Consider the following 14,520-nt stretch of genomic DNA (forward strand, 5'->3'; position numbering starts at 1 on the left):
AATCAAGCGTTCAATCGGCATGGTAAATATCGCTCACATAACCCCTCCCTGCCACTGGGCGCATCACCAAACGCTTACTTCCCGTAGGAGGGAATTAAAAAAATTAAAAGCACCGGGTTTTAACCCAATTGCGATGAATAAATTGGATTGACTACCTGATATTATATTAAAAGTACTGACTAAATTTAAACCATGAAAAAACAACTTTTCGCCATCATTTTTCTGTTAGGTGGTTTTACGGCTTCGGCACAAAAAATACCTTATACCAATTGCGAGAAATGCTGGCTGCCCGATTCATTAGGAAATCACCGGGTAGTATTATCATATACCGGTTCGCCGGCGGCAATAGCGGTTGCAGATATTCCCTGGAGAAGACGTGATGCCAACCCGCAGGATAAGCGTATTATTTTGGTTGATGCAAAAACAAACAAAAAAATAACCAATGTATACGTAAACGATATCACCCGGGAAAAAGGTAAAATAACATTTGAACCAACTTCGGGAACGGGTACTTATTATGTTTATTACATGCCCTACAAAAATGAAGGCCGATCTAACTATCCAAGGGGAGTTTATTTGAAGCCCGAAAAAACAGCGTCGAATGAGTGGATGCAAAAGGCCTCCACTTATGACGCTGTTACCGGGGCTACGGTTAAGGCTTTTCAATCCATAGATGCTTTCAATACCTTTTACCCGATGGAAGTTATTGCCACCAAAGCAGAGACTGATGCTTTGATCGGCAAAAATAACAAAGAGGCCTTCCTGGTTTTTCCGGAAGACAGGTTAAACGCCATCCGTATGACCAAAGATTTGCCACAACGATGGATAGAACTTGGGCCGCAAAACAAATATACGGGTGTAGCTGCCCGGGGCGAAAACTTTGCCTTTCAGTTGGGTGTTTACGCCTTGCAGAACATCGAAAATGTGAAGGTTACATTCAGTAACCTTACTTCGCCGGCAGGCAAAACCATCCCCGCATCGGCGTTGTTTTGTATTAATACAGGCGGCACCACTTATGATGCTAAACCGCTAACCAAAACCGTAAATGTATCACAGGGTGATATCCAGGCTTTATGGTGCGGTGTTGATGTGCCCGTTTCGGCTTTACCGTCGATTTATACAGGTAAAGCTACTATCGTGGCTGATGGGAAAGCTGCTAAAGTGATTACGATATCTATAAAAGTAAACAGCAAAATATTAAAAGATGGCGGCGTAAATGAGCCTTATAAAATGACCCGCCTGGGTTGGTTAAATTCAACCATGGCACAGGAGAATACAGTAATTGCACCGTATACGCCATTAGCAGTTGATGGCAATACCATTAGCCTGCTGGGCAGAAAGGTGGAAGTAAATAAAGATGGTTTCCCTAAACAGGTACAAACTTACTTTACGCCCGAAATGACGGAATACGCCGCCACGCCAAACAACCTGCTCACCGAAGGCATTCACTTTCATTTTATAAACGCCGACGGCAAAAAAATTAACCTGAAAAGCCAGGGCGTGCAATTCAGTAAAAAAGAAGCAGGTACAGTACAGTGGACAGCGGTAAGCGCAAATGATAGCCTGCAAATGGATGTATCCGCATCGCTGGAGTTTGACGGCTTTATGGCCTATACAGTAAAGGTGAAGGCTTTGCAGGATGTAAGTTTAAAGGAGATAAATATGCATATCCCCCTTAAAATGGACTTTGCCAAATACATGATGGGCCTTGGCCAAAAAGGCGGAGATCGTCCTGAAAATTTTGAGTGGAAATGGGATGTGGCCCATAAAAATCAGGATGGCGCCTGGGTTGGCAACGTAAACGGTGGTTTGCAATATTCGCTGCGCGATGAAAAATATGTTCGTCCGCTTAATACCAATTTCTACCTGCAAAAACCATTGATCCTGCCATCATCATGGGGCAATGAAAATAAAGGCGGTATCAAAATTGCCTTTGATGGTAAAGCGGTGCTGGTAAATAACTACAGCGGCGAACGGAATTTGAAAAAAGGAGAGGAGCTGTACTACAACTTTACCTTGCTTATTACCCCCTTCCATACCATTAACACCGATTTTCAGTGGGCTACCAGGTTTTATCATGCTTACAAACCTATTGATACCATTAAGGCGGCAGGTGCAAGCTTAATAAACATTCACCATGCTACGGCTATCAACCCAACCATCAACTACCCGTTTATCGCCTGGCATAAAATGAAGGCTTACGATGATTCGGCTCATACGGCTGGGTTAAAAGTGAAAATTTACAACACCATACGCGAACTATCCAACCATGCTTATGAAACCTTCGCGCTCCGTAGCCTTGGGCACGAAATTTATTCGCCCGGCAAAGGTGGCGGCTTCAGCTGGCTGCAGGAACACGTTGGCGATGATTACATTGCCGCCTGGTTTGTTCCCGAAATTAAAGATGCCGCCATTATTAACAGCGGCATGAACCGCTGGCACAATTACTATGTAGAAGGCATGAACTGGCTTACCCAAAACGTAGGCATCGATGGTATTTATTTAGACGATGTGGCCTTTGACCGTGTAACCATGAAACGTGTTAAGCGCGTACTTACAAAAGACGGACATCCCGGTATAATTGATCTTCATTCGGCCAATCAATACAACAAAAGTGATGGTTTTAATAACAGCGCCAACCTGTACATGGAGCATTTTCCATACCTGAACCGCCTGTGGTTTGGCGAATATTTTGATTACGAGAAGAACGACCCCGATTTTTTCCTGACCGAAGTGAGCGGTATCCCATTTGGTTTAATGGGCGAAATGTTACAGGGCGGCGGTAATAAATGGCGGGGCATGGTGTACGGGATGACTAACCGCATGCCCTGGAGCGATGGCGCCGATCCGAGGCCGATATGGAAAGCCTGGGATAGCTTTGGCATGAAGGGCACCAAAATGATTGGTTACTGGGTTGATGATAACCCGGTAAAAACCGATAAGGCAAAAGTACTGGCAACCGTTTACAAAAAAGCGGGCGCAGCAATGGTATCTATAGCCAGTTGGGAAGATGCCGATACTGATTTTAAATTGACTATCGACTGGAAAAAACTGGGCATCGATCCGGCTAAAGCCACAATCACGGCAACGGAAATCAAAAGTTTTCAGCCGGCTAAAACATTTGGTTTGAATGACAGGATTCCGGTTGAAAAGGGAAAAGGCTGGTTATTGATCATTAAATAAAGCTAAGCTGATGAAGAAACAATGGTTGATGGCCWTATGCTTTTGCATAGGCACAGGGAGGGCTTTTGCCCAGCAGGAGGCAAGTGTAAAGGAGTATAACAAAACAATTATCAGCTATCCTTTCTCTGATCCTAACCCAATCCCCAACTTTACCAACGTTTACCCGTATTTCCGTTACGATGGATTTACGGATAAACCGGTATCAAAAGAATGGAAGATAGTGGAGCTGGAAAACCAGTACATCAGGCTTACCATAATGCCGCAGATAGGGGGAAAGATATGGTCGGCTATCGAAAAATCGACTGGTAAGCCTATTGTTTATGAAAACCATGTGATCAAATTCAGGGATATTGCCATGCGTGGCCCCTGGACAAGCGGCGGTATCGAACCAAATTACGGCATCATCGGTCATACCCCAAATTCAGTAACCCCGGTTGATTACCTTACCCGTAAAAACGCCGACGGCAGCGTAAGCTGCATCATCAGTGTACTTGACCTGCTCACCGGCACCACCTGGACAATGGAGGTTAACCTGCCTAAAGATAAGGCATACTTTACCACCAAATCGTTCTGGTATAATTCAACCCCGATTGAGCAGCCATATTACCATTGGATGAACACCGGGATAAAAACAAAAGGCAACCTGCAATATATTTTTCCGGGCACCAATTACCTGGGCCACCAGGGAGAGTATAGCGACTGGCCGATAAATAAACAAAACGGGAGGGATATATCGTTTTACGAAAACAACAATTTTGGCGGCTACAAATCATACCACGTATTTGGCAAGTACACCGATTTTTTTGGAGCCTATTGGCACGATGACGATTTCGGCATGGCACGTTACGGCGGCCACGAAGATAAAGCGGGTAAAAAGATCTGGATCTGGGGACTATCAGACCAGGGCATGATTTGGGAAAAATTGCTGACTGATAACGACGGACAATATTCCGAAATTCAATCGGGCAGGTTGTTTAACCAAACATCGCCTAAAAGTACTTTTACACCATTTAAACACAAAAGCTTTGCACCCGGCGCATCAGATACCTGGACGGAGTATTGGTACCCGGTTATGAAAACCAAAGGCTTTGTAAAAGCTAACAACTACGGGGCTTTAAATGTGAAGGCGGCTGATGGCTGGCTCAAATTATACTTTAACCCGGTACAAAAAACAGATGATGTGCTCGAAGTAAAACAGGGTGGGCAGGTTATCTACAGTAAAAAATTAACCCTCAATCCGCTGCAAATCTTCGCTGATTCTATCAAGGCGGATGCCAAAGATGTAATAGTAACCATAGGCGGCAATAAACTCATTTACGATGCCAGGCCAGATGCCGATAATTTAAGCCGTCCGCTTGATTTGCCAACCGGTTTTGACTGGGACAGCGCCTACGGCCTGTACACCCAGGGTAAAGAATTAATGGATCAAAAAATGTACCCCGATGCGGAAATCAAGCTAACCGAAGCATTAACCAAAGATCCATATTACCTGCCCGCACTGGTGCAAAGCGCTGTATTGATGTATCATAACATGCGCTATACCGAGGCCCTAACCTATGTTAAAACCGCTTTGAGCATCAACACCAACGATGGAGCGGCCAATTATTATTATGGCGTTATCAATGCTCAATTCGGAAACTTGGTTCACGCCAAAGATGGCTTTGATATTGCGTCGCTATCGATAGAATACAGAAACGCCGCTTATTCGGCTTTAGGCAGTTTGTATCTTAAAGAAAAGAATTACGAAAAGGCCCTGGAATTTGCTTCAAAGGCGCTGGATTTTAACAGGTATGATATAGGAGCCTTACAGGTGCAGGCCATTGCTTACCGGCAGTTAAAGGATAATAAAAAGGCCGCAGAAGCACTAGAGACGATATTGACTTTTGAACCACTTAGCCATTTCGCCGCGTTTGAAAAGTATTTGCTAAATCCAACGGAAGCAAATAAAACCGCCTTCGGCTCCCTGATACGGAACGAGCAACCTATTGAAAGTTATTTAGAGCTTGCGGATGGTTATTATAAAAACGGCTGTGTTAACGAAAGTGGGCAGGTTTTGCAGTTATCGCCGGTTAACGCTTTGGTTGGTTATAAGCTTGCCTATTTAGCGCACCAACAGGCAAAATCCTATACAGAACTGCTAACCAAAGCCAATGCGTTAAGCGCAGCCTTTGTGTTTCCGTTCCGCAATAGCGATGAAGAGGTATTACAATGGGCGGTGCAGCAAAACAGCAGCTGGAAACCTAAGTATTTCCTGGCGCTGTTGTATAAAGACCGTAACCGGATAGCGGAGAGCAAAAAACTATTTGCCCAATGCGATAACCAGCCAGATTTTGCGCCATTTTATGCTGCCCGGGCGGCCATGCAGCTGGGAGCGAGCGATATTGCCGATTTAAAAATGGCGATAAAACTGGACAAAGGCTGGCGTTATAATAAATTGCTTGGCGAGTATTATGTAAATCATAATCAATATGCCGATGCTTTGGCTACCGTGGAACCTTTTTATAAAGCTCACCAGGATAATTACATCATCGGAATTTTATATGCTAAAACATTGTTACTTAATAAGCGCTATAACCAATGTGGTAAATTATTAGCCCGTATTAACATTCTGCCTTTTGAAGGTGCAACTATTGGCCGAGAATTATATCGCGAAACAGAGCTGATGCAGGCGGCCCAAAAAATAAAATTAAAAAATTATAACGGTGCAATAATTTTTATCAACGAGGCAAAAAAATGGCCTGCAAACCTTGGCGTAGGCAAACCATATGCCGAAAACGTGGATGAACGCCTGGAGGATTGGATGAACTATCAATGCTATCTTAAAAAAGGGGATATTGATGAAGCCAACAAATCCCTACAAAAGATTATCGCCTTTAAACCCAAAATTGAGAATACGGTAAGTAACTTTTTACCGGCGAACGATTTGGTTACGGCCCGGGCGATTGAAAAACTACAAGATAGGGGCGCTGCTGCCAACTGGCTGAATACCGAGATTAAACAATATCCCGATGATAAAGTATTGCAGTGGGTTAATGCCGTTTTTGAAAACAAAAGCTATCAGCAAACAACAATAAGCGATGCCGGGATACGGATACTTAAAGAGTTGATTTAAAATGTTTTTTTACCTGGTTTTTGGTTTAATAAATTAGTTTCTTTTTAATTAATTTATTAAACCATTTTTATTGTATTCTGTTTCTTAAGTAAATCTATACCTGCTTATGGAAACAAACGATACCTATCAACCTATTGTAAAACAAATAAAGCAATATTTTGAAACCCGCTATAAGCTGCTTAAATATCAAGCAATTGAACAGCGTACAAGCATTATATCGGCTATTATCACAGATGTGGCTATGGTTACCGTGTTCATGGTCGCATTTGTTTTCGTTACGCTAACAATTGCCTTTTTTCTTGGCGATTTCTTAGGCTCAAACTGTGCCGGTTTCGGCTGTGTAGCACTGCTTTACTTGTTTTTATCACTCCTTAGCCGCTTGTTTAAAATCACGATAGAGAATGTACTGATTCGCGTTTTGATTCAAAGGATATTTAAGCGTAAAAATAACCTCACAAACGACAATTAGCTTACATGCCGGGTATTTTGATGCCTGCATCTTTAATGCTTTGCAAAATTGTTTCCTGTATGGCCAGTTTGGTATCCTGGAAACCGTGTGCATTTACCCACAGGTTCACGTTAATCCGGTAACCATCGGCCTCTATGGTGCCCACGCCAATCCGCCGCTCGGGCTTTGGTAAAATGCTTTCGGTTTTGTTTATAGCTTCATCTATAACAGATTTTACCTCTTTGATATCGATGTTGTTTGGCATTTTTAATTCCAGGTCTAACCGGCGCGTACCTTCACGACTGATATTGATGATCACCTCGTTTGACAGTTTGCTGTTAGGCACTATCACTGTCCGGTTATCATAAGTAGTTATTACGGTGTAAAAAATCTGGATCGATATTACCGTACCTTCCTGGCCCTGGGCAATAATGTTATCGCCAACCACAAAAGGTTTTAGCAGCAAGATGAGTACGCCGCTGGCAAAGTTTTGCAAGGTGCCCGATAATGCCAGCCCGGCAGCTACGCCAAAGGCACCAATAAGGGCTGCAAACAAGGTCATCTGGATGCCTATTATCTGCATTACACCCAATACCAGCAATATTCTTAACGCAACTGCAATCAGGCTTAGCAGGAAGGGTTTTACAGAGGGATCGACATTTTTTCTGTGCATCCCCGAGTGCGACCATTTTACAAACAGGTTAATGAGCCAAAGCCCCACCAATAATACCAACAAACCAACAATAAAGCCGGGGCCGTATTTAATTATCCAATCGTACACATGATCATATAGCTTCTCAATCTTCATAATTATAACCTATTGTTATAACTATTTAACCTCAGGAGCCCTAGTTTGTTTCAGTTTTGCCTATTTGCCTGTAAGCTTAAAGCTGGAACTCAGCTTTTCGTCGGCCGAGTTACTGCCCATAATTAGTTTATAATCACCTGGATATAGTTTCCATCCGTGCTTTTGGATGTCCCATTTCTGTAACTCTTTAACCGGTATTTTTATGGTTACCAATTGCTCTTTTCCTTTGCCAACACTTACCCGTTTAAAGCCTTTTAGTTCCTTAACCGGCATCCTGTCAATGGCCGGGTATTTAATGTAAGCCTGTACTACTTCGTCGGCATCCATATTACCTGTGTTTTTTACTTTAACAGTCACACTGATGGTATCCTTTGCAGCATATTGCTTAGCCGGAGCAGAAGCGGACTCATAGTTAAACGAAGTATAACTCAAGCCGAAACCAAATGGATATTGCACAGCACCACCAAAATAACGGTAGGTACGGCCTTTCATGCTATAGCTGGTATACTCGGGTAAATCCTTAACCGAATTATAAAAGGTAAGCGGCAGGTGCCCCGACGGGCTTATCTTTCCAAAAATAATATCTGCCAATGCGTTACCGCCCTGCTCACCAGGATACCAGGCGTATATGATGGCGTCGGCATACGGTGCTATAGCGGCCACGTCTACATCGCTGCCGGCAGTTATAACAGCTATGATAGGTTTCTTTACACCCTTGCGCAATTCTCTCATAAAGGCTATTTCGCTTGCGGGCAGGCTCAGCGTCTTTTTGTCGCCGCCAGATTCGGCCAGGAAAGCATCCCCGGCTTCGCCTTCCAATACAGGTGATAAACCTATTACGGCGATGGTAACATCGGCATTGCCGGCACCCCAGATACCGCCAAAATGGGTGGTGTCCCGGTAATCGCAGCCCAGGTCATATTCTACACGGGTTCCTTTGTCTACATTGCCGGTAATACCCTCTACAAAGTTTACTACTTTGCTGCTTACACCATGGTAACTGCCAACCATCGCATCTAAAGCGGCTGCATTGGGACCCAAAACCATAAAGCTGGTATATTGCCCTTGTTTAAATGGCAATACATTATTATCGTTTTTTAGCAATACCATGCTTTGTTGGGCAACCTTACGGGCAAGTGCAATATGAGCCTCGTTGTGAATACTATCAGCACCGTAGTTTTTAAAAGGCGCGGCGCCACCTTCGTCAAAAAAGCCCAATTTAAACTGGGTTTTCAGGATACGGGACAGGGCTACATCAACTTCTTTTTCTGTAAGTAGTTTTTGTTGTACAGCCTTCACCAGGTCACCCTGGAAAACCGATGAGCAATCCAGGTCGATGCCTGCCTTTATACCCGCGGCCGCCGTTTCAACAGCTGTTGGGATGGTTTTATGGGTTAAAAAAACATCATCAAGCGCGCCGCAATCAGTTACCACGTGTCCTTTAAAGCCCCATTCGGTCCTTAATATATCGGTTACCAGGTTTTTATTAACGGAGTTTGGTACGCCGTTAATACTATTGTAAGCTGTCATCACAGATTCTACCCCGGAGTTTACCAGCGCATGGAACGCATACAGGTAGGTTTCGCGCATGTCCTTTTCATCAACAATAGCATCAAAGGAATCGCGGGTAGCTTCGGGGCCGCTATGCGCTGCAAAATGTTTGGCAGTAGCCGCTGCTTTCAGGTAACGGCTGTCTTTTCCCTGCATCCCGTGTACAAATGCCGAGCCTATGTGCGCTGTTAAAAACGGGTCTTCGCCATAGGTTTCCTGCCCGCGTCCCCATCTTGGATCGCGAAAGATGTTGATGTTGGGTGTCCAAAAGGTAAGGCCCATATACTGCAAACGGCGCCCCAGTGCTGTAGATACGTTGTATTTTGCCCTCGCCTCAGTCGAGATTGCATCGGCAACAGAATCTACCAGTTTTTCATTAAACGTTGCCGCCATACCAATAGCCTGCGGAAATATGGTAGCATCACCTGCACGTGCTACGCCGTGTAAACCTTCGTTCCACCAGTTGTAAGCGGGGATGTTTAAACGGGGTACAGCTTTGCTCCTGTAGCCCAATAAGGATACCTTCTCTTCTAACGTTAATTTAGATATCAAATCCTTTATCCTGGTATCAATCGATTGCGAAGCATCTTTATAAACAGGCGTATTTTGCGCCATGGCAGATAACGACGATAGTATTAATGCGCAACCTGATAAACAGGCGGCGCTCTTTTTCATGATGATATGTGTAATATATTTCATTCGAAGGCAGATAGATGAGTTTTATTTAACAAGCGGCAATATACCAGCTTTTTTTATTTTGGTGATGATGGCGCTACCAACTTTCTTGCCTTGCGCGTTGCCATTTTCTATACTTTGCATATAGTGGATGCCGCCATAAAAACGCGACATGGACGCTTCGGCTGCTGCCTGGCGGAAGGACTTGAAATCGCGCTGGCCGCTGCCAAAAGGAATTTCGGTATTGTCGGTATAGGCAAAATTATCGCCCAGCAAATAGGTTAGCATTTCGGCCGATGCATTGGAGATAACGGCATGGCCGCTGGTGTATTCCGGGAAAGGCGGGGTTTGTAAAACGGGTTGCCATTTAACATCCATATACCGGTTAATAAAAGTTTCGGGGCGGATTCGGTTACTGGTGAATTTTTCTTCCCAACAGCTGATGAAGGCATCCATCAGCGTAACGCCCACTAAAGTTGTTACCTCGATAGAGTGGTCAAAATCAAGCCCGGCCTGGCGGGTTACCAAGCCAGTTACATGCATCCAATGCCCACCCGGACTGATCTTTTTATAGCCAATAGCCATATGGCCTGATGTGGTGATGGCAAATGGGTTACAATCCCAAAACAGGGCAATGTTAATTTGCTCCGTCGAAAGGTGTTTTGATACATCGTAAACCGCCTTTACCTGTTTATAAAATGCCGACGTTGTATCTTTACTGAAAGGGATTAACGGAGCGGGCTTGTATTGATTGGCCGAATCTATCACCATTGTGCGGATGGTTTTCCAGTTGGGTTCCAGGGCTTCAAAATATCCCGGCGGGGTGGGGTACCATTTACTTTCGTCTTTTATAGGGGTATATCTCTTTAGTGCACTCAACTGGCTGTAATGGTCTGTTTTTGAAAACGCGACAGCGGCCGCGGAGGCCAACTTTGCTACTTTAATGGAGTTTTGAATGATGGTTGAATCTGTATTTGTCTTTTTCAGCAACTGCACAAAGGCATCCTGGTCATCAGTCATCATAAATCCGGATGGCAGCAGCAGTTTGGCAGTTTCCAGGATGCTGTAAAAAGCGGCAATTTTATAGTCGTATTTTAAGCGGATAGTATCCAGGGTACTGTTGGCCTTGTAATCTTTGATGAATTTTTGCAGTTCGGGAATGTTTTTATTGTTGGCGGCTACAATATTATAGGCACCCAGCATCACGTAAGCGTAATAACGTGCGGCAACAGGAGGGCCAACTACATCATGTACCATCACCATGGTTACTGCGTTTACTGCATGGTCTGGCTGCAAATAATCGGGGTAATTATTACTGGTTTTTTGCGCGTAGCATTGTTGTGCAATCAACGCGCAAAATACCAGGAGCGATTTTTTTAAGTAATTCATTATTCTTTATAAAATTGAAGCGGCCCGTCGCTTACGCCTATCAGTAAATATAATGTATTGTTGATGCTGACCTCCACTGCCGATTTTACATCGCCCATAACCGAAAGTCCTGATGTTGGCTGATTCACATATGTAAAACCGCCTTTGCCATCACCTTTTAACAGGCAGCCATAATTTGCATCAATACTGCCAATCTTTAAACGGTTGTCTGAATGGTTACCTAATAAAAGGATATCGGTATGTCCATCGTGGTCAAAATCGCCGGTCAGGATCTGGCTTGCAGGGGCAAACTGTGCTTCTGTTGGTAATGGCGCTGCCGTGAATTTGCCATTAATATTGAGGTACAACGTTGTCTGCATATTATTAATGCTCAATTTGCCGGCTTTGGCCATGTTATCGGCACTAAAAACCTCATTAATAGTAGCATCCGCATACATTTTGTACGAGCTGAACTTGCGGCGCATGGGATAAATCTGCTCGTTCAACTCATCTCGGCTCACAAAGGGGTAGCTTTTACCCTGGATATAAAAATTAAAAAACGGATCGATAGAGCCATTGCCGTCAACATCGGTAAAATACATTTCGGCAGGCTCTTTATCTGTGGCTTTAATTTGGGTGTTTAGGCCTAAGTTACCGGCAATCAGATCTGGTTTGCCGTCACCGTTTACATCGGCAAAGGCAATTTTATTCCAGAATCCTTTTTGCGGGGTATTAAAATAATCAGCGGTTTTATCGGTAAAGCCTTCTTTAGCGTTGATAAAAATGGTAACCGGCATAAATTCGCCGCATAAAACAAGGTCTTTGCGGCCATCGTTATTCAGGTCTATCCATTCCGCGTCTGTTACCATGCCAATTTTATTAAATGGTGCAACGGCGGTAGTAAACTTACCATTGCCATCGTTAACCAGCAAATAGCTTTGTGGTGCCATAGGATATTGGCCCGGTATTACCCGGCCACCTATAAACAGATCAAGATCGCCGTCGCCATCAAAATCACAGGCTTTTACTACCGATTTACTGTTGGCATTCAAAACCGGCAGGGCGGTAGGCGATAGCACAAACCGGCCATTACCTTCGTTTATATAAAGTTCGTCCTGTAAATCGGCAATGTTGGGTTCATATAACGAATAGCCGCCTTTTGCAATGTACAAATCGACTTTACCATCGCCATTAGCGTCAAAAAAAGCAGCCGCCGCTGTTGTGCCGATATTATCTGTACCACCCCTAATTATATCTTTAGCCAAATACTTGCCGCCTGCCTGTTGAAGGTATATTTTGCCAGGGCTGTCTTTTTCGCCGCTTACAAATAAATCTTCCAGGCCATCGCCATTTACATCGGCTTTGGTAATTACCGGCGCTGTTTTGGAGTACATGAACAGCATCAATAACTGGCGTTTAAAATCGTTCAGCGTAATTTCTTCAGGTTTAAAATCAATAACAGGCTCGGCGTGCTTAAATATGGTCTTCTTTACATCGGCAGTTTGCCCCGAAAGTTTTCCGCTTGGATCATATTTAACGGTGAGCAACTGATTGGCATTTACATCCTTTAATAACTGCGTGGAATTATCTGGCCAGGTAACCCGGATAGAATCAACTTTCTTCAGCTCTCCTAAGCCAAAATTCAGCGTGGTTGATACACTTGACAGGTATCCGCGGTTTGGGTTAACCTCCTGGTATTGGATATTTTTGCCGTTATACACGCTTACTTTTGCGCCTATGGCATTGGTGTTTTTACCTGTACCTTTTAATTTAATGGCAACGTAAGATGTATTATTTGTCTCGCGACTGTTGTTTTGGTAGATAGATGCCGGCTGGTTGATATTGTTTACCACCAGGTCAAGGTCGCCATCATTATCCAGGTCGGCGTATACAGCGCCGCTTGATATGTTTTGCTGGTTAATGCCCCATTCTACCTGTTTATTGGTGAAGGTAAGGTCATGATTGTTTTTGAAAATATAATCGGGCACGGCGGTTGAAGGCATGGCCATCACCAGGTCCATCAGGCGGAATGGTTCGGCAGCCATTGCTTTTTTTATCTTGTAATCGCCCCAGTAACGTAAAAAGTCTTTATTGGTGTAATCCCTCAGATATCCATTGGTGATAAAAATGTCTTTATATCCATCATTATCAAAATCGRCAATAAGAGGGCACCAGCTCCAGTCGGTGTTTGATACGCCGGCCAGTTGGGCTATTTCGCTAAATGTGCCATCGCCATTGTTTAGCTGCAGCATATTGCGCATATATTGTTTGTAAAGTCCCTGGTTTTGCATCAGCGCAAAAGACTCGTAGTTTTCTTCCAGTTGAAGTGATTTTTGCCTGTGGTTATCCTCGGGCAACATATCAAGGGTCATAATGTCGGGCAGGCCGTCATTGTTAAAATCGGCAATATCAACACCCATCGAAAAGTGCGACATGTGCCTTAGCATCTCTTTTGATTTTTCGGCAAAAGTTCCGTTGTGGTTATTAATGTAAATGTAATCCGGTTCGTTGTAATCGTTGGTTACATAAATATCCTGCCATCCATCCTTGTTAATATCGGCTATGGCCACACCCAACCCAAAGGTGAGCGGATTTTGTACTATCCCGGCCGCTTTTGATACATCGGTAAAGTGCCCGTTATCATTGCGGAATAGTTTGTTGCTGGCCAGATCATCAGTTTGATCTTTATAACGGGCCAGTTCCATGTTGTCAATCTTTTTAATGTTGTGGTTCAGCAGGAACATATCCAGGTCGCCATCATTATCATAGTCAAAAAACACGGCCTGGGTACTATATCCCGGGTCGGCTAAGCCGTATTCTTTCGCTTCTTCTTTAAATTTGTTATTGCCCTGGTTTATAAATAACTGGTTGCTCCTGGTTGCATTATCAGTTTTGCCCGAGTAGCATACATAAATATCCAGTAATCCGTCGCCATTAACATCGGCCATGGTAACACCGGTTTTCCAGGAATCCGGTCTTCCGCCCAAATCAGGGCTCGCGCTGTCGGTTATGTCCTTAAACTTCATGTGCCCCATGTTCAGGTAAAGCTTGTTCGGCTTCATATTCCCGGTAAACATCAGGTCGGCCAAACCATCATTGTTGATGTCGCCAACTGCTACGCCACCGCCATTATAAAAATACTCGTATGATAACACATTGAGCGATTCGGTCTCGTTGATATCATTGCTGAATTTGATATTGGTTTCCTTGCTATTCAATAACTTGAATAAAGGCTGCTGGGCATAGGAGGGAAGGGAAGTAAAGCAAAATATTGCGGTAATAATAGCAATATTGCCTGATATGCGTTTTAAAAGATATAAGTTAAAATAGTACATCAGCAATGGAATAAAAACTCATGATCGGGGCACGCTGTTC

At 43.9% G+C, this 14,520-nt stretch carries 7 protein-coding genes; 3 read left to right on the plus strand and 4 right to left on the minus strand.

What is annotated here, in order from left to right; translation table 11 throughout:
• The first annotated feature begins 192 nt into the window (after positions 1-192).
• The 3 genes from AC1DV1_RS15925 to AC1DV1_RS15935 all read left to right on the plus strand — a co-directional run bounded on the left by AC1DV1_RS15925 (position 193) and on the right by AC1DV1_RS15935 (position 6,764).
• Positions 193-3,183 carry a glycoside hydrolase domain-containing protein gene (locus AC1DV1_RS15925; RefSeq protein ID WP_477360895.1) on the plus strand — a complete coding sequence of 997 codons (2,991 nt, stop codon included), beginning with the start codon at positions 193-195 and terminating at the stop codon, positions 3,181-3,183.
• A 10-nt stretch (positions 3,184-3,193) separates the two neighbouring features.
• Entirely contained in the window at positions 3,194-6,295 is a 3,102-nt protein-coding gene (locus AC1DV1_RS15930) for a DUF5107 domain-containing protein (RefSeq protein WP_477360897.1), read from the plus strand.
• Positions 6,296-6,401: 106 nt separating this feature from the next.
• The gene (locus AC1DV1_RS15935) at positions 6,402-6,764 is read left to right on the plus strand and encodes a hypothetical protein (protein ID WP_477360899.1); all 363 of its coding nucleotides are present in this window, start codon (positions 6,402-6,404) and stop codon (positions 6,762-6,764) included.
• A 1-nt stretch (position 6,765) separates the two neighbouring features.
• Here the strand turns inward: AC1DV1_RS15935 and AC1DV1_RS15940 are convergent, their stop codons facing one another.
• From AC1DV1_RS15940 to AC1DV1_RS15955, 4 genes are read right to left on the minus strand one after another with little or no spacing between them, the layout of a single operon-like run.
• Positions 6,766-7,551, minus strand: coding sequence for a mechanosensitive ion channel family protein (locus AC1DV1_RS15940; protein WP_477360901.1), 786 nt, complete (start codon positions 7,549-7,551; stop codon positions 6,766-6,768).
• Positions 7,552-7,611: 60 nt separating this feature from the next.
• A complete protein-coding gene (locus AC1DV1_RS15945) occupies positions 7,612-9,777 on the minus strand; it encodes a glycoside hydrolase family 3 N-terminal domain-containing protein (RefSeq protein WP_477360903.1) in 2,166 nt (721 codons plus the stop codon).
• A gap of 45 nt (positions 9,778-9,822) precedes the next feature.
• Entirely contained in the window at positions 9,823-11,166 is a 1,344-nt protein-coding gene (locus AC1DV1_RS15950; protein WP_477360905.1) for a vanadium-dependent haloperoxidase, read from the minus strand.
• Positions 11,166-14,480 (minus strand): VCBS repeat-containing protein, encoded by a 3,315-nt coding sequence (locus AC1DV1_RS15955; protein WP_477360907.1) that lies wholly within the window; start codon positions 14,478-14,480, stop codon positions 11,166-11,168. The genes AC1DV1_RS15950 and AC1DV1_RS15955 overlap by 1 nt, the downstream gene beginning before the upstream one ends.
• Positions 14,481-14,520 lie beyond the last annotated feature (40 nt).

The sequence above is a fragment of the Mucilaginibacter sp. P4_D1 genome (assembly GCF_056401935.1).

Excerpts from the sequence above, each read along its gene's own strand:
- AC1DV1_RS15925 (WP_477360895.1), top strand. The coding sequence starts at position 193 with ATGAAAAAACAACTTTTCGCCATCATTTTTCTGTTAGGTGGTTTTACG.
- AC1DV1_RS15935 (WP_477360899.1), top strand. The coding sequence starts at position 6,402 with ATGGAAACAAACGATACCTATCAACCTATTGTAAAACAAATAAAGCAA.
- AC1DV1_RS15940 (WP_477360901.1), bottom strand. The coding sequence starts at position 7,551 with ATGAAGATTGAGAAGCTATATGATCATGTGTACGATTGGATAATTAAA.
- AC1DV1_RS15945 (WP_477360903.1), bottom strand. The coding sequence starts at position 9,777 with ATGAAAAAGAGCGCCGCCTGTTTATCAGGTTGCGCATTAATACTATCG.
- AC1DV1_RS15950 (WP_477360905.1), bottom strand. The coding sequence starts at position 11,166 with ATGAATTACTTAAAAAAATCGCTCCTGGTATTTTGCGCGTTGATTGCA.